Below are 15,558 nucleotides of genomic sequence, written 5' to 3' on the forward strand. Positions count from 1 at the left end.
TAATTATTAATTTTTATAAGTTTAATATTTTCAGAATTTTATAGACTAATGGTTTATTTGGCAACTCTTTCCAATTGTAAAATTTTGCAACAATATGTAATTTGTCAATCTAAGTTGCTTTTAATATAATTATTATTATAAGTAATCTTACTCGGAAATTATGTCGGATTTTCAACATACAATTTCAAAACCTATAGAAATACAAGGTATAGGCGTACATAGCGGTAAAGAATCATATTTAAAATTGCTTCCTGCCAAAGAAAATCACGGTATAGTTTTTAAAAGAATCGACCTTAAAGAAAATAATATAATTGCAGCAAATTTTGATAATGTTATAGATACGACCTTATGTACTGTAATCGGCAATCCTTACGGCGCCTCAGTTTCAACAGTGGAACATTTAATGTCCGCATTATGGGGGTGCGGTATTGATAATGTAATAGTAGAGGTAGATAGTGCAGAAGTTCCCGTAATGGACGGCAGCTCTTTAGCTTTTACCAATCTGATTATGGAATGCGGAATAAAAAAACAGAATGCCTTTAGAAAGATACTTAAAATACTTAAGCCTATAGAACTTATGGTAGATGATAAAAAAATTGAAATTCTTCCGAGTGAAGATTTCATAATCGACTATACAATTCAGTTTGCAAGTAAAGCGATCGGGGTGCAATCTTTTATATTTAAAGAAAATCAAACTTCTTTTAAAGAAGATATAAGCAAAGCCAGAACTTTCGGATTTATGAAAGATTTAGCAGCATTAAATAAGATTGGGTTAGGTAAAGGGGTGAATTTAAGCAATTCAATCGGTATAACCGATGACGGTATTCTTAATAAAGAAGGACTCCGTTATGGTGATGAATTTGTCCGGCATAAAGTTCTCGATTGCATCGGAGATTTATACCTTGCCGGTGCACGCATTAAAGGGCATGTAAAAGCTTTTAAAGCCGGCCATGCTTTAAATAATAAATTACTGAGAAAATTGTTTGCAAATAAAGATGCATATGTTTTTATAGAAGAAAGGAAACAATTTTACGCAGCATAAAAAAGCAGTGCAACAAGAGCCGTTTATTATTGAATATTATAAAATTAAAAATCTTTTAAAAGTTAGTGCTATAGATCCTAAAACTAAAACTGAAGTTTGCGTTTTCGGCTCAGTTTCAACCTCAAAAGAATTTATAACCGATCTGGCTATACAGAAGCTAAAGTACCAACTAAATAAGAAATTGATTACCCCTGTAAGCGGGCAATCGTAGAATCTATACTTTTTTATAATATTTTTCTTGCCTTTTTAATTAAAACCTATTATTTATTTGAGCTCACAAGACCTGTTTAAAAGGGCGGTTAGCTCAGCTGGTAGAGCATCTCGTTTACACCGAGGAGGTCGGCAGTTCGACCCTGTCACCGCCCACCAAAGTTTAAAAAACTTTGCTTTTTAAAACTATTAGGTTACCCTAGGCCTGATATAAAGGGGGATGTAGCTCAGTTGGTTAGAGCGCCGGCCTGTCACGCCGGAGGTCGCGAGTTCGAGTCTCGTCATCCCCGCCACTAAATACTTAAGTTTATGACCTTTCAAACCCGCTTTAAATTATTAATTTTAGTTTTTTTACTACTAGTTTGCATTTGGTTTATAGGCTTTATCTTTTTTATATTTTATTCCCCTCAAGAAAATTGCAGTGATAATCAAGTAGATGCTGTTGTAGTGCTTACCGGAGGAAAAAATAGGATTGAAGAAGCAATTAAACTCTTTAATAGTAGCGGCGCTAAAAAAATTTTGATTTCAGGGATAGGGAAAGGGGTTATTAAAAATGATTTTTTCAATCTGGCTGATAAATATAAAGTTCCCAGAGAGTATATAGTGCTTGGTAACCTTGCGGAAAACACTTTTAGCAATGCAGTCGAAGCGGAAATTTTTATGAAGTTGCAAGGCTATAAAAGTTTATGTTTAGTAACTTCTAATTATCATCTACCTCGTAGCTTTAAAATTTTTAAAGATATGATGCCTGAAATTAGAATAAATTACTATCCGATATTCACCCCACTTGATAACAACAGCTCGCTAGCCGTTAAGCTTAGGTTTTTAAAAAGAACTATGCTGGAATATAATAAGTACTTAGCATGCTACGCTATCTACTATTTTGATTTACTAAGTGATAAATATTATGAGCTTTTGTATAAATATTTACCTTAAAACTTACCCTCTCCCCGGTGATTTTATTAGCTCGGATTCTAATATACTTGCAGCACTACTTAACTTACCTGAAAGCAATTCTAACTCTCCTATATGTTTATTTATGCTACCTTTATCTACTGCACTGGTAGCTATATTACCTACAGTAATTTTGTCAATATCAGGAGAATAAGCCCCGGCGGCTACTATGCCTGCTCCTAAAGTGACACCTGCTCCTAATGCCGTAACCGCACTGGCAGCAAGTAGCCCGACGGCAACCGGAATAGAGAAAGGCACTAACAAAGGTACTAGAATAGTAGCTGTCAGCATAGTCACCGTAGCCAGTGCAGTTAAAGTTCCGGCTACACATGCAGTTATTTTACCGCAGTATTTTGTTTTATCTAAAGTTTTTGAGCTTTCGGTTTGTAAATCTTTTTCCAATTGGTTTAAACAATCATCTATATCTTTTCCGAGCTTTCTTTCTGTTAAGACCAATTTTTTTCAATTTCTTTAAGCGTCTTTATTACCTCATTCCCTTTATCCTCTAGTTCACCAGTATCCTTAATTGAGATATCCGGTTTTTCAGTTATTTTATCCCACAACTCAGTAGTAAGCTCTCTCTCACCTTTTGAATTTAAACTAAATTTTATTCCCGATCCTTTATAAGAAACTTTAAAATTAGTTCCTAAATCTTCCAAATAATCGGAAATAACTTGGGCAATTTCTTTTCTTACTTCCGCTTTAAGAGCATCTTTGTGGAGATGACCTATTAAGTAACGCCTCTCGGAATCCCAATTTTTTTGTATTTCCCGCTCAAAATTTTCAGCATATTTCTTTATAATAATTTTAATTCTATCATTAAAATTATTAGCAGATTTGCCTATTTCTATCTGTGTGCTTCTTGGAAGCCTTATTTCTTCTTTCATATCCCCCCTTTTTAATCATTATTTATCTATAATATTTGAAAAAAATTAATAAAGAGTTAATTAAGTTAAAAATAGCATAACATGCCTTTCCTATTATACTAAGTTAAGTTTAATATGCTACTTAGGAAAAATTATAGGAAGCTTAAGAAATAAAATAACAAATGGTAAAAATGATATTAGAAAATATTAAAGACAGTAAGAAGCACGCGCCTAGCCGCCATTTATGGCGCGTGCTCGTATAAATGACATAGTCATTTATACGTAAACTTAGTTGAATTTTTTATAGTTCAACTATGCTCCCTTATATATACGGTATTCAACTTAACTTACTATACTTATACAATATAATTAAATAACAAAATAATTTTTATATATGAAGAATAGCCTTGAAAAATATTTAATTCCTGAAATTTATGATGCCGAGTATGGCAGGATAGAAGAAGATCTCGGTACCTTTTTAAGCTTAAAAACTATGGGGCTGATAAATCCGCATTTAAAATAGTCTCGCTATTATTCCTGTATGCAGGTTAAAAAAATAAAAGCTTTATATATATATTAATTACTGATTCCGTAATTTTTCACATAATATATTATATGTGCGTTGCATTACAGGGTGGTATACTTTTATATTACAATAAATTTTATAAGCCAGCTCTTCATCATATGTATGCGAAGTTTTATTACGATCCTCCAACATTTTAAGCCACAACTTTTCATCTTCAATCATTTTTGCCGCATATGCCTCTCTTAAAACTTCTTTAGGGAAGTTTACCTCCTTACCTAAATTTTCGATTATGCGCATTAGAAATTTCCAAAAAAGTTCAATACTGAATTCAAATCTTTGTATAGTTGCATCTATATTAGTATCATCCGAACCGATAATAGGTTTTTGTAAAACACTTTCCAATCTGTTTAATGCCTTACTGAGTTTTTTTGAACTCTCTTCTATTTTTAAATCCATACTTACTTGCCTTTTGTATAAATATTTTCCGTCTTTTAAAATAGCTCTTCTCAAAGGATTGTTTTCATCCATAGAATCCAATCTTATACAATCGATTTTAAGCAGAGTATCAGCATCCTCAATTAAATTGACTACCTCCAGCCAATCATCCTCACTTGCGCCGGGGCAATAAACAGCTAAATCCATATCTGATCTCTCATTATTATCTTCACGTGCCCTGGAACCGTAAAGCAATATATATTCGACATAGGGGAGTCGAATTAAATTTTGAAAGAAATTATATTTAGTCAGGTTCATATAAGTATTGCTTGTGTTTAATTATAATTACTTAGTAAGCTTTTAAAATACGGTATAATACAAAATAAATATTGTAATACTAAAAAGCTATATTAACTTTTAGTAATCCACCCACCGCCGAGCACGCGAGTATCATTATAAATTACACATGCCTGCCCGGGAGTAATACCTTCATAAGCTTCTTCGAGCTTAGCTATGGCTTGGTTATTACCTGAAATTTTAACCCTAGCCCTGGCGCCTTTATGCATTGAACGTAATTTTACTATACATTCCATGCCTTCACTTGGAATTTCTTCGCCAAGCCAATTAAGATCTTTAATATAGACTATGGAATTTGCTAAATCCTCTTTTTCGCCGACTACTACTTGGTTGGTTTTCGGATCAATTGCAATTACATAGAGCGGAGTACTATGTGCAATTCCTATACCGCGCCTTTGGCCTATGGTGAAATTAATAATACCGTTATGGTCGCCTAAAACCGTTCCGTCTTTATAAACAACTTTACCGTTATCCAGCGCTCCAGGTCGTAATTTTTCAATAATTGAAGCATAAGAACCGTTTGGCACAAAGCAGATATCTTGGCTATCCGGCTTATCGGCGATTTCCAATCCGAATTTCCTTGCAAGCTCTCTGGTTTCATTTTTAAGTCTCCCGCCAAGCGGAAACCTTAAAAAATCAAGTTGTTTTTGAGTGGTCGCAAATAAAAAGTAACTTTGGTCTTTAGCCGGATCCATGCCCTTATGAAGCTCTGCTTTGCCGTTCACTTCCACCCTCTGCACGTAATGCCCTGTAGCAAGCGCATCAGCGCCTAAATCTTCGGCAACTTTAAATAAATCTCTGAATTTTACGCTTTGATTGCATTTCACACATGGTATAGGAGTTTCCCCTTTCAAATAACTATCGGCAAAATCTTCCATAACCGCTTCTTTAAAGATACTTTCATAGTTTAGCACATAATGCGGAATACCGATTTTCTCAGCAGCCATTTGAGCATCATAGATATCCTGCCCTGCGCAACAAGCACCTTTCTTTTCAAGTGCGACTCCATGATCATACAGTTGCAGGGTAATACCGATCACTTCATGCCCTTCACTTGCAAGCAGAGCTGCAACCGTAGAACTATCAACACCACCGGACATAGCTACAACTATCTTTTGTTTTTTGCTTAGCATAAAAGTTAAATGCATTACTTTGAAATTTGATGCAATTATAGCTGAAAACCATAAAACAATCTATTATAAAAGCTAAACTTTACTCGGATGCTTTAGACTTTCTTAGTATCCAGCTTTTTAATCATTAACTGTTGAATAATTGAAAGTATGTTACTCCATGCCCAGTAAATAATAAGCCCGGATGGGAAGGTAGAGAACATAAACATAAATATCCACGGCAGCATTTTCATTACCTTAGCTTGCATCGGATCTGAAGGCTCAGGGCTTAAACGCTGCTGAATATACATGGTTGCCGCCATCAGAATAGGGAGAATCCCGATATGCAGGAAAGCGGGCGGATCCCATGGGATTAAACCGAATAAGTTAAATATATTGGTAGTATCTGCTCCCGATAAATCCTTTATCCAGCCGAAAAAGTGAGCATGACGCATTTCAATGGTTACATAAAGCACTTTATATAAGGCAAAGAATATCGGCATTTGCAACACAATCGGCAAACATCCAGCAAGCGGGTTAACCTTTTCCTTTTTATAAAGTTCCATTATGGATTTTTGGAACATCATAGTATCATCTTGGTGCTTTTGCTTTAATGCTTGCATTTGAGGTTGTAAATCTTTTAGCTTATTCATTCCTCTAAAACCTTTATACGCAAGCGGGAATAACATTAGCTTTATTACTACCGTTAAAAGAAGAATAGCCAACCCGAAGTTACCGATCATTTTATAAAAATAACTTAGGAGAATGAAAATCGGTTTAGTAATAAAATATAAGATACCGAAATCTACTGCACGGTCAAAAAGGGTGATATTATATTGCGCTTGGTATTTATCCAATAAATCCAGCTTTTTAGCTCCTGCAAAAAGTTTCACGTTTTGTACGGCACTTGAATTACTTTTTACTTCAAGCGTATTTTGAATTATGTCAGCTTGAAATCTTTCCAAATCCCCATCTTTAAACGCTATAAAACTACCTCTCCTAACCTGATCTTGTTGGGGGATAATTGCCGCAAGCCAATATTTATCAGAAAAACCTAACCAGTTTATGTTATTTTCATATTTAAGTTTTTTCTCACTGCTTAAGTCTTCAAAGCTAATTTCTTTTAATGAATTATTGAAAACTCCTATCGCTCCTTCATGAATAATCATATTTTTATCTTTGCTTTCAATATGACTACGGCTTATTAAAGAATAAGGTTGGATTTTTATAGGCTTATCGGATTGATTTTTAATTTCCTGTTTAATATCAAACATAAAATTTTCATCTAAAGAAATGGTAATTATAAACTCAATATTTTGGGAATTAGTCCAAGATAAACTAATGTTGTCATTTTGCTTTAGCGAGGCTTTATTTGCCTTCCATAAAGTCTCTTTATTCGGAAGCTCCAGATTTTCTTCATTACTAATCCAACCAAATTCTGCAAAATATACTTCCCTGGTTTTAGACGGCGAAAATAAAACAACATTAGCATCATTTGCGTCCGGATGGACTTTATATTGCAGAAGAGTTAAATCATCAATCCTTGCACCCACCAAATTAATCGAACCTTTTACTGCTTGGTTATTAATTAATACCCTGGTGTTATTTTTAAATCCTTCTTTTACTATTTCTTCTTGGGATAAATTAGCTTCTTCTAAATCAGGGATAATTTCAGCTGTGCCGCTTTTTTGTTCAAATGCGGAAGGGGGTGGAGGAGGTGGAGCAAAAAAATATTGCCAAGTAAATACAATTAAAACCGAAAGTATAACAGCTATAGTTAATCTTTGTTGATCTGACATTTTTGTTTTCCTTTGTTTTGTGGTACCGGGTCAAAACCTGCACTAAAAAGCGGGTTGCATTTTAAAATTCTAATTAAACCATAAGTTATTCCTTTTACCATACCATGCTCATTTATTGCAAGCATCGCATATTCGGAGCAAGTGGGCTGGAATCTGCAGGTAGGAGGAAGCATCGGAGAAATAACATATCGGTAAAACTTAATAAATATAAATATAAAAGATTTTAAAATTTGAGATATGAAAGATAAAATGCACTTAATCATCTTAAATTTTCTAACCCTTTAACAAATTCGTTTTTAAGATTTATATACTTTTCTTTAATTAAATTAGGCCTTGCGATTATAATTATTTCTGCAGGCTTAAATTTATTTTCTTTAATAATTTCTTTGGTAATCACCCTGATTAGTCTTTTGCAGTAGTTGCGTTTTACTGCGTTACCAACCCTTTTGCTTACTGTAAAACCGACTTTTAATAAATCATCTTCCATAAGCAAGTTGTACAAAATCAAAAAGCTTCGAGAGTGAAGCTTCCTTGAGTTTTTTGAGATTCTGGAATAATCTTTCGTTTTTACAATTCTTTCTAAGTTCAAAGCTAATTACGCGCTTAAAACGTGTCTACCCTTCGCTCTTCTAGCGTTTATTACTTTTCTGCCGCCTACGGTCGCCATTCTGGCTCTAAATCCGCCTCTGCGTTTTTTCACTAAATTACTCGGCTGATACGTTCTTTTAGTTGCCATTTTCTTTTCCTTGAGGTTAAATACGATTAAAAATGTAGGTGTTCTTATAACTCCTATCGTTTAAAAAGTCAATAGTTACAACTTTTAAAGCCTATGAACGATGCAAAAAATTTATTAAAATGGTATGTGGAAATGGGTGTGGATAGTTTTCTTTCTGAAAAACCTATTAATAGGCTCAAAAAACGCGAAGAAAAAATTGAATTAAAAGTGAAAGCACCTGAGTATAATGCTTCAAGAGAAATTGCCGATACGTGTAATGATTTAGAGATGTTAGAGCAAGCAGTCAAAGCTTTTGACGGGTGTGCTATAAAGAAAGGCGCTACAAATACTGTTTTTAAAGACGGCGACCCTAAATCTAAAATTATGTTGATTGGAGAAGCACCGGGTGCTAATGAAGATGAGCAGGGAATACCGTTTTGCGGATTAAGCGGCAAATTATTAAACAATATATTACTTGCAATCGGGTTGAAGCGAGAAGAGGTATATATCAGTAATACAGTTTTTTGGCGTCCTCCGGGAAATCGGCGCCCTACAACGGAAGAAATTAAAATCTGCCGCCCTTTCGTTGAAAAGCATGTGGCTCTAGTTGCACCAAAACTTATTATACTTGTCGGCAATACCGCAGTTGAGTCTTTACTTGATTTGAAGGTATCAATGGCTTCGCTGCGGGGCAAATACTTCGATTACTCAAATCCGTATTTAAGTAAACCTATTAAAACCGCTGTAATTTTTCACCCAGCTTATTTATTAAGACAAGCTCTAAAGAAAAAAGAAATGTGGATGGATATTCTTAAAATTAAAAAAGAGTTTTTAAGCTGAATATGATAGTTATCAAAGATTTAAAAAACCAAAGTTATAAAAATTTAGCTGTAGCATTGGGAAATTTTGACGGCGTACACATCGCACATCAGGAAATTATTAAAACTTGCATTAATTACGCTAAAAATCATAATATCCAATCTGCGGTAATAACTTTCACTCCCCATCCACGCGAGGTTATGAACCCTTCCGCCAAGCATGAAAGTTTAATTACAGTCGAACAAAAGCTAGAGTTGTTTGAGCGCTTAGGGGTAGATATAGTTTACTTAATTAATTTTACTCCTGATTTTGCAAATATACCGGCTAATGAATTTATCAGTAAAATATTGGTTCAGACTTTGCAGGTAAAACATGTCATAACCGGATATAATTTTCTATTCGGTAAAAATCGCCGGGGTGATGCTAATCTTCTATCCGAAAGTGCTGAACATTATAATTTTTCTTATCAGCAGATCGGTAAAATAAGTTATAATTATCATGATGTTTCTTCCTCAAATATTAAAACGCTTATGAAGCTCGGTGCATTCGGTATTGTTAATAAATTACTGGGAAGGGAATATTCCATCTCGGGAAATGTAGTAGAAGGTAATAAAAGAGCAAGAATGCTCGGGTTTCCGACAGCAAATATCGCCCTAAAGCAGGAATTGTTTTACCCGTTATACGGAGTCTATTTGGTTAAGGTTGAAATTGAAGGCAAGAGGCTATACGGTATAGCTAACATAGGTCTAAGGCCTACTTTTTCAGAAGTTGAACCGATTTTAGAAGTACATATTTTTGATTTTGATGGTAACATTTATGATAAGCAATTAAAAATAAAATTTCTTCATTTTATTAGGCCTGAAAGAAAATTTAGCCATATTGATGGCCTTAAAACCCAGATAACATCTGACATACAAGGCGCAAAGTATGCTTTAAAAAACTTACCCGGCTCATGTATTTAATGCTTTTTAACCAATATAAAAAGTATTATTATACGGGTTCCGGATTGCAAATTCCGAAGAATTTCTATAATAATTTAACCTACAGCAAAATGGAGTGATTGTGAGTAAAGCTAAATTTAATTTAAATAGCTTTTTTTTAAGATGTTTAGGAGCACTAATCATTGTGCTTGCAATATTTTTATTTATATCCTTCATAAGTTTTAATGCAGGCGACCCTTCATTTAATCAAGTTAATGACAATGAGATTAAAAATTTAGCCGGCTACTACGGTGCCTTTATTGCCGACCCGATTTTACAATCTCTAGGCTTTGCTTCTTATTTCATAGTAATATTTTTAACTACCTTAGGGCTTAAAATACTAACTGCGAGGGAGATAAGCTTTCTTACTCTAAGAATTGCATTTCTAATATTATTACTTCCGTTTCTTGCCGCCTGTTTTACATTTATAAAGCCTATTTCTAGCCAAAACTTTATCAGTTACGGCGGGTTTATCGGAGTATTTGTCAAAGAAGAGCTTAGTGTTTATTTTAATCCTAAGCATATTTTTTATAGTATTTTCCCTATTATTATAATTGTAAGTTTGCTTACTCTAAATATTAACTACAAAGAATTTAAAAAATTTATTATTGTTATAATCAGGCTGTTCACCTATGGCGCAAAACTTTTTGCCTGGGCTATGGTTTCATTATATATTTTAGTTAGAGGAAAAATAGCTAAAGAAACAAATGAAACTACGGTAGAAAATCAAGATGCAAATATAGAAATTGAAAAACCGAAGCCTGTATTAACAATTAAAAATAAGATGCCGAGGTTTGAGCCGAAAAAAGAGGTATTACACTCTACCCCCCGGGGTAGCTCAAGTGATTTTCAACTTCCGCCTACCGCTCTTCTTAAAGAACCGACGATTACTTCCAAAAAGAATCAGTTAAGCGAAGCTGCGTTAAACCAGAACTCAAAACTTCTCACCCAAGTTCTCCAGGATTTCGGAGTTTATGGGAATATCTTAAGTATACGGCCGGGGCCGGTAGTAACATTATATGAACTTGAGCCGTCTGCCGGCACGAAATCTTCCAGAGTAATCGGGCTTGCCGATGATATTTCAAGGTCAATGAGTGCAATATCTGCACGAATCTCGGTGATACCTGGTAAAAATGCTCTTGGGATTGAATTGCCTAATACTAATAGAGAGATAGTTTACCTAAGGGAATTAATGGAAAGTGAAACCTATGTTGCAACCGAAGGTAAGCTTCCTCTGGTCTTAGGTAAAAATATCGGCGGCGACCCTATTATTGCCGATTTAGCTAAGATGCCGCACTTATTGGTTGCAGGAACTACGGGGTCGGGGAAGTCGGTCGCTATTAATACTATGGTGCTTTCATTGCTATATAAGCTTTCTCCGAAGGAATGTCAGTTTATCATGATTGATCCTAAAATGCTGGAATTATCAGTTTATGAAGGAATACCGCATCTTTTAACTCCTGTCGTAACCGAGCCTAAAAAAGCCGTAGCTGCTTTGAAATGGGTGGTTAAAGAAATGGAGAATCGCTACCGCTCGATGTCAATTTTAGGGGTAAGAAATATCCAAGGCTTTAATAAGGCTATCGAAGAGTCTATAAGTAAAGGCCAGCGTTTAGAAAAACAAATACAAACCGGGTTTGATCAAGAAACAGGCAAGCCGACATTCGAAACAATTGAAATGCCTGCCGAACCTTTGCCTTATATTGTAGTTATTGTTGATGAAATGGCTGACCTTATGCTGGTGGCAGGTAAAGATATCGAAGGGTATATTCAACGACTTGCTCAAATGGCAAGAGCAGCCGGGATTCATATTATTATGGCGACACAAAGACCATCCGTAGATGTCATCACGGGAGTAATTAAAGCTAATTTCCCAACCCGTATCAGTTTCCAGGTAACTTCCAAGATTGACAGTAGAACTATTTTGGGTGAACAGGGTGCCGAACAGCTACTCGGTATGGGAGATATGCTTTATATGATGGGCGGCGGAAGGATCGAACGTGTTCACGGCCCATTTGTAGGTGACAAGGAAGTTGAAATGGTAGTTGATTACTTAAAATCCCAGGGAAGCCCTAAATATAAGATAGAAATTACTCTTGATGAGGATGAAGAAGGGGACAGTATAATTAACATGGCAGGAGGTAATACTGATGACCTTTACTCACAAGCAGTGGCCATAGTACTAAGGGATAGAAGGCCAACCACTAGTTACCTGCAAAGGTGTTTAAAAGTCGGATATAACAAAGCCGCAAGCTTAATTGAAAAAATGGAAAAGGAAGGGATTCTCAGCCCTCCTAATCATACAGGTAAAAGAGAAATTTTGGTAAATGACTAATGTTAATTACAGATAGCAAAATATTAAAACTATACTGTGAAAAAGCTTTAAGCGAAAAAGTAATGGCTTTTGATACAGAATTTATGCGGGATAAAACTTATTATCCGAAATTATCACTAGTCCAAATAGCAACTAAGGACAGTGCTTTTGCCGTTGATATGTTATGCGGACTGGATTATTCACCGTTAAAAAGATTGCTTTCAGCTCCTAATCTATTAAAAGTAATCCATTCGGCCAGGCAGGATTTGGAATTACTGTATAACTTCTTCGGCATCATTCCCCAAAACCTGCTTGATACGCAAACTGCCGCATTGTTTCTCGGTTATAAAGACTCCCCGAGCTTCGAGTTATTAGCTGCCGACTTTTTAGATATAAAAGTCAGTAAAGCCCTGCAATTCTCTGATTGGCTTATTAGGCCGTTATCCGATGAACAGTTGCAGTACGCAATTACGGATGCGAATCTGCTTTATGAGCTATTTTTTAAAATTGAAGAGCGGCTAAATAAATTAGATAGGTTTGCATGGGCGTTAGAAGAATCTAATCTTATTAAATGCGGTAGTAAGTTTATCACTCCTATTGAGAGTATACTAAACAAATTTGCCGGCGCTATTAATAAAGAAAGTGATTTACTTAGATGCTATGATCTGCTTTCCTGGCGTGAAGAGAAGGCAAAAACATTGGATGTTCCTCGCAATTACGTGATAAAAGAAGAAGTAATTATTCAGCTTTGCCATAAAAAACCTGTAACTATAGAAGAACTTTTAAAATATAAATTACATCCGAATCTGGATGAAGAGAACTTGTATGAAATTCTGGAAATCATGCAGGATGAAACTTTAGATGAGTCTAAAAACGAAATAATTAAAAATTTTTTAAATAATAAAAAGTTTATTTTCTTAAACAAAAACAACCTTTTCTTTATGCTTAAAATTTTAGTAGAAGTTATTTCTAAGAAATTAGGAATTCATGAGCAGCTTCTTGCAACCACTACCGATATTCTTCTTTTTGCTCATGATAAAGAGTCAAGAGCCAATCAGGGATGGAGAAGAGCAGCAATAGGCAATTTTATGCAGGACTTAAAAGAAGGAAAATTATTGCTTGGTTTTAAAGATGGAAATTTTTTTATTTCCGGATAATATACAATCTTATATTCTTAGTTGGTTAGCTGATTTTGATGACTAAAATAAATATTCCGCCTAACACTCCTCTTGAATTGATAAGGAAGCTTTTTAACCTATTATCTGAGGCAGGCGAATCAAGATTAGTCGGCGGATGCGTTAGGGATATCATCTGCGGAAAAATGTCGGATGATATTGATATAGCAACTACAGCTCTTCCCGAACAGGTACTGAAAATCTTCTCCAAACATAATATAAAGGCTATCCCCACAGGTATTAAGCATGGGACTATTACCGGAATTTTTGATAAACATATTTTAGAAATAACTACCCTTAGAAAGGACGTTGAATGCTTCGGAAGGCATGCAACCGTAGAGTTTACCGATAGCTGGGAAGAAGATGCAAGCCGAAGGGATTTTACTATAAATGCAATGTCTATGGATTTAGAAGGTAATATTTATGATTACTTTGGAGGGATAGAAGACCTAAAAAATAATCTTGTTCGCTTTGTCGGTACTGCTGAGAAAAGAATTCAAGAAGATTATTTAAGGATTTTAAGATTTTTTAGGTTCTACTCTTATTTCGGGGGTAACAATATAGATAAAGAAAGCCTGGCCGCGGTATTCAAATATGCGCCACAAATGGCGACTCTTTCAGGTGAGCGCATTAGGCAGGAGATGCTGAAAATAATTAATAAGCAATATGCTTATAATACAATTAAGCTTATGGTTGAAAACGGGGTATGGGAACATTTAAATTGCGGGAGCCCAAATATTGAGAAACTTTATAGTTATAAATTTTGTAGTGAAGCTCTAATAAATTTAGCAGCAATTATCCGATCTACCTCTGATCCGATATTAAATTGTAAGAACATCAGATTAAGATGGAGGCTATCAAACAAAGAAATGACCACTCTTGAAATGCTTTGTTCAAAAGATTATGAGTTAAATAGCACTGATGATATAAACTCGAAGAAAGCACTTTATTTTTTAGGTAAACAAAACTTCCTAATGAAATTAAAGTTAAAATTTGTTGAAGAGCCGAATGAAGATTTAAGCAAGCTGTTTGAACTTGCTGAAAACTTTATAATTCCTGCTTTTCCATTAAACGGAAGGGATGTTAGAAGGATAGGATTCGAAGGTAAAGAAATAAGAGAAGTGATTTTAAATACAACAAATGCTTGGATTAATAGTAATTTTAGTTTAAAAAAGGAAGAGCTACTAGAGTTGGTAAAAACATATTATATCTCTAGAGCTTAAAAGAATTTTTAAAATAATGTTAAGAGATGCTCAAGATGGCAGCTAAAAAAGAAATGAAAATAAACAGTAAATTATCCGATGAACAATTGAAGGAAGCATACTATGATATGCTTTTGATCAGAAGGTTTGAAGAGAAGTCCGGACAGCTTTACGGAATGGGGCTGATAGGAGGGTTTTGCCACCTGTATATCGGGCAAGAAGCAATAGCAGTCGGTGTACAAAGTGTGCTTAAAGAAGGTGACGGGGTAATAACCAGTTACCGTAGCCATGGAATAATGCTTGCAACAAAAAGTGATCCGAAATATGTGATGGCTGAACTACTCGGAAAAGCAACCGGTTGCTCAAAAGGAAAAGGCGGTTCAATGCATATGTTTGATCTTCCCAAAGGTTTTTATGGCGGCCATGGTATAGTTGGAGCGCAGATTCCGATCGGTACCGGAATGGCATTCGCTTATAAATATAAAAAAACAGATAATATTGCCGTTGTTTACTTTGGCGACGGGGCAGCAAACCAAGGCCAAGTCTATGAAGCTTTTAATATGGCTAAGCTTTGGGATTTACCTGTACTCTATGTGATAGAAAATAATGAATACGGGATGGGTACTTCGGTTGCAAGGTCATCAAGTATAGTTGAACTGTACAAACGTGGAGAATCATTCGGCATTCCGGGTAAAAGAGTTGACGGGATGAACTTCTTTAGCGTCAGAGAAGCGGTACTTGAAGCAGTAGAATATATAAGAAGTGGGAAAGGGCCGGTATTACTTGAGATGAAAACTTACCGTTATCGCGGGCATTCGATGTCTGACCCCGGTAAATACAGGTCTAAAGAAGAAGTAGCGGATTATAGAGAAAATCATGATCCCCTTACGATGATGGCAAAATACCTTGAGGATAATAAGATTTATAGCCAAGAAGACTTTGACTTGCTTGAGAAAAAAGTTAAGGATGCGGTTACTGAAGCGGTTGAGTTTGCCCAACAAAGCCCGGAACCGTCGGAAGATGAATTATTTAAAGATATTTACGCTTAAAACATT

The 15,558-nt window shown here is 35.2% G+C and carries 18 protein-coding genes and 2 tRNA genes; 12 read left to right on the forward strand and 8 right to left on the reverse strand.

Annotated features, from left to right (window positions below; translation table 11 throughout):
* Positions 1-160: 160 nt before the first annotated feature.
* The 5 genes from lpxC to NF27_RS10945 all read left to right on the forward strand — a co-directional run bounded on the left by lpxC (position 161) and on the right by NF27_RS10945 (position 2,188).
* Entirely contained in the window at positions 161-1,042 is an 882-nt protein-coding gene (gene lpxC / locus NF27_RS00640) for a UDP-3-O-acyl-N-acetylglucosamine deacetylase (RefSeq protein WP_039454695.1), read from the forward strand.
* A gap of 7 nt (positions 1,043-1,049) precedes the next feature.
* Positions 1,050-1,253 (forward strand): DUF6898 family protein, encoded by a 204-nt coding sequence (locus NF27_RS00645; protein ID WP_039454697.1) that lies wholly within the window; start codon positions 1,050-1,052, stop codon positions 1,251-1,253.
* 82 nt (positions 1,254-1,335) lie between these two features.
* Positions 1,336-1,411 (forward strand) — tRNA-Val (locus NF27_RS00650).
* A 57-nt stretch (positions 1,412-1,468) separates the two neighbouring features.
* A tRNA-Asp gene (locus NF27_RS00655) sits at positions 1,469-1,545 on the forward strand.
* Positions 1,546-1,561: 16 nt separating this feature from the next.
* Positions 1,562-2,188 (forward strand): YdcF family protein, encoded by a 627-nt coding sequence (locus NF27_RS10945; protein WP_053332448.1) that lies wholly within the window; start codon positions 1,562-1,564, stop codon positions 2,186-2,188.
* Positions 2,189-2,191: 3 nt separating this feature from the next.
* On the opposite strand, the gene NF27_RS00665 is transcribed toward NF27_RS10945, so the two are convergent.
* Positions 2,192-2,662 carry a hypothetical protein gene (locus NF27_RS00665; RefSeq protein WP_039454698.1) on the reverse strand — a complete coding sequence of 157 codons (471 nt, stop codon included), beginning with the start codon at positions 2,660-2,662 and terminating at the stop codon, positions 2,192-2,194.
* The gene (locus NF27_RS00670) at positions 2,653-3,093 is read right to left on the reverse strand and encodes a hypothetical protein (protein WP_039454700.1); all 441 of its coding nucleotides are present in this window, start codon (positions 3,091-3,093) and stop codon (positions 2,653-2,655) included. Before NF27_RS00670 ends, NF27_RS00665 begins: the two co-directional genes overlap by 10 nt.
* Positions 3,094-3,466: 373 nt before the next feature.
* Between NF27_RS00670 and NF27_RS13110 the strand changes: the two genes are divergently transcribed.
* Complete coding sequence (locus NF27_RS13110; RefSeq protein WP_275574601.1) at positions 3,467-3,595, forward strand: hypothetical protein; 129 nt, start codon at positions 3,467-3,469, stop codon at positions 3,593-3,595.
* A 57-nt stretch (positions 3,596-3,652) separates the two neighbouring features.
* On the opposite strand, the gene NF27_RS12190 is transcribed toward NF27_RS13110, so the two are convergent.
* The 6 genes from NF27_RS12190 to rpmH all read right to left on the reverse strand — a co-directional run bounded on the left by NF27_RS12190 (position 3,653) and on the right by rpmH (position 8,034).
* Positions 3,653-4,351 (reverse strand): HI0074 family nucleotidyltransferase substrate-binding subunit, encoded by a 699-nt coding sequence (locus NF27_RS12190; RefSeq protein ID WP_161791746.1) that lies wholly within the window; start codon positions 4,349-4,351, stop codon positions 3,653-3,655.
* Positions 4,352-4,443: 92 nt separating this feature from the next.
* A complete protein-coding gene (gene mnmA / locus NF27_RS00680) occupies positions 4,444-5,523 on the reverse strand; it encodes a tRNA 2-thiouridine(34) synthase MnmA (protein ID WP_039454811.1) in 1,080 nt (359 codons plus the stop codon).
* Between the two features lie 92 nt (positions 5,524-5,615).
* Positions 5,616-7,298 carry a membrane protein insertase YidC gene (yidC, locus tag NF27_RS00685; protein WP_039454702.1) on the reverse strand — a complete coding sequence of 561 codons (1,683 nt, stop codon included), beginning with the start codon at positions 7,296-7,298 and terminating at the stop codon, positions 5,616-5,618.
* On the reverse strand, positions 7,277-7,561 hold the full coding sequence (gene yidD / locus NF27_RS00690) for a membrane protein insertion efficiency factor YidD (protein ID WP_053332449.1): 285 nt from the start codon (positions 7,559-7,561) through the stop codon (positions 7,277-7,279). Before yidD ends, yidC begins: the two co-directional genes overlap by 22 nt.
* The gene (rnpA, locus tag NF27_RS00695) at positions 7,558-7,887 is read right to left on the reverse strand and encodes a ribonuclease P protein component (RefSeq protein ID WP_084212737.1); all 330 of its coding nucleotides are present in this window, start codon (positions 7,885-7,887) and stop codon (positions 7,558-7,560) included. The genes yidD and rnpA overlap by 4 nt, the downstream gene beginning before the upstream one ends.
* 6 nt (positions 7,888-7,893) lie before the next feature.
* The gene (gene rpmH, locus NF27_RS00700; protein WP_038540347.1) at positions 7,894-8,034 is read right to left on the reverse strand and encodes a 50S ribosomal protein L34; all 141 of its coding nucleotides are present in this window, start codon (positions 8,032-8,034) and stop codon (positions 7,894-7,896) included.
* Between the two features lie 93 nt (positions 8,035-8,127).
* On the opposite strand from rpmH, the gene NF27_RS00705 reads away from it, so the two are divergent.
* From NF27_RS00705 to pdhA, 6 genes are all read left to right on the forward strand, one after another.
* The gene (locus tag NF27_RS00705; protein WP_039454703.1) at positions 8,128-8,853 is read left to right on the forward strand and encodes a uracil-DNA glycosylase; all 726 of its coding nucleotides are present in this window, start codon (positions 8,128-8,130) and stop codon (positions 8,851-8,853) included.
* 2 nt (positions 8,854-8,855) lie between these two features.
* A complete protein-coding gene (locus NF27_RS00710; protein WP_039454704.1) occupies positions 8,856-9,794 on the forward strand; it encodes a bifunctional riboflavin kinase/FAD synthetase in 939 nt (312 codons plus the stop codon).
* A gap of 100 nt (positions 9,795-9,894) precedes the next feature.
* Complete coding sequence (locus tag NF27_RS00715) at positions 9,895-12,147, forward strand: DNA translocase FtsK (RefSeq protein ID WP_053332463.1); 2,253 nt, start codon at positions 9,895-9,897, stop codon at positions 12,145-12,147.
* On the forward strand, positions 12,147-13,283 hold the full coding sequence (locus tag NF27_RS00720) for a ribonuclease D (protein WP_039454705.1): 1,137 nt from the start codon (positions 12,147-12,149) through the stop codon (positions 13,281-13,283). Before NF27_RS00715 ends, NF27_RS00720 begins: the two co-directional genes overlap by 1 nt.
* Before the next feature lie 38 nt (positions 13,284-13,321).
* Complete coding sequence (locus NF27_RS00725) at positions 13,322-14,524, forward strand: CCA tRNA nucleotidyltransferase (protein WP_053332451.1); 1,203 nt, start codon at positions 13,322-13,324, stop codon at positions 14,522-14,524.
* A 35-nt stretch (positions 14,525-14,559) separates the two neighbouring features.
* Positions 14,560-15,552 carry a pyruvate dehydrogenase (acetyl-transferring) E1 component subunit alpha gene (gene pdhA, locus NF27_RS00730; protein WP_410518010.1) on the forward strand — a complete coding sequence of 331 codons (993 nt, stop codon included), beginning with the start codon at positions 14,560-14,562 and terminating at the stop codon, positions 15,550-15,552.
* Positions 15,553-15,558: the final 6 nt, after the last annotated feature.

The sequence above is a fragment of the Candidatus Jidaibacter acanthamoeba genome (genome assembly GCF_000815465.1).
In the GTDB taxonomy this organism is placed as follows: domain Bacteria; phylum Pseudomonadota; class Alphaproteobacteria; order Rickettsiales; family Midichloriaceae; genus Jidaibacter; species Jidaibacter acanthamoebae.

Excerpts from the sequence above, each read along its gene's own strand:
- lpxC (WP_039454695.1), top strand. The coding sequence starts at position 161 with ATGTCGGATTTTCAACATACAATTTCAAAACCTATAGAAATACAAGGT.
- NF27_RS10945 (WP_053332448.1), top strand. The coding sequence starts at position 1,562 with ATGACCTTTCAAACCCGCTTTAAATTATTAATTTTAGTTTTTTTACTA.
- NF27_RS00670 (WP_039454700.1), bottom strand. The coding sequence starts at position 3,093 with ATGAAAGAAGAAATAAGGCTTCCAAGAAGCACACAGATAGAAATAGGC.
- NF27_RS13110 (WP_275574601.1), top strand. The coding sequence starts at position 3,467 with ATGAAGAATAGCCTTGAAAAATATTTAATTCCTGAAATTTATGATGCC.
- NF27_RS12190 (WP_161791746.1), bottom strand. The coding sequence starts at position 4,351 with ATGAACCTGACTAAATATAATTTCTTTCAAAATTTAATTCGACTCCCC.
- mnmA (WP_039454811.1), bottom strand. The coding sequence starts at position 5,523 with ATGCTAAGCAAAAAACAAAAGATAGTTGTAGCTATGTCCGGTGGTGTT.
- yidC (WP_039454702.1), bottom strand. The coding sequence starts at position 7,298 with ATGTCAGATCAACAAAGATTAACTATAGCTGTTATACTTTCGGTTTTA.
- yidD (WP_053332449.1), bottom strand. The coding sequence starts at position 7,561 with ATGATTAAGTGCATTTTATCTTTCATATCTCAAATTTTAAAATCTTTT.
- rpmH (WP_038540347.1), bottom strand. The coding sequence starts at position 8,034 with ATGGCAACTAAAAGAACGTATCAGCCGAGTAATTTAGTGAAAAAACGC.
- NF27_RS00705 (WP_039454703.1), top strand. The coding sequence starts at position 8,128 with ATGAACGATGCAAAAAATTTATTAAAATGGTATGTGGAAATGGGTGTG.
- NF27_RS00710 (WP_039454704.1), top strand. The coding sequence starts at position 8,856 with ATGATAGTTATCAAAGATTTAAAAAACCAAAGTTATAAAAATTTAGCT.
- NF27_RS00720 (WP_039454705.1), top strand. The coding sequence starts at position 12,147 with ATGTTAATTACAGATAGCAAAATATTAAAACTATACTGTGAAAAAGCT.
- NF27_RS00725 (WP_053332451.1), top strand. The coding sequence starts at position 13,322 with ATGACTAAAATAAATATTCCGCCTAACACTCCTCTTGAATTGATAAGG.
- pdhA (WP_410518010.1), top strand. The coding sequence starts at position 14,560 with ATGGCAGCTAAAAAAGAAATGAAAATAAACAGTAAATTATCCGATGAA.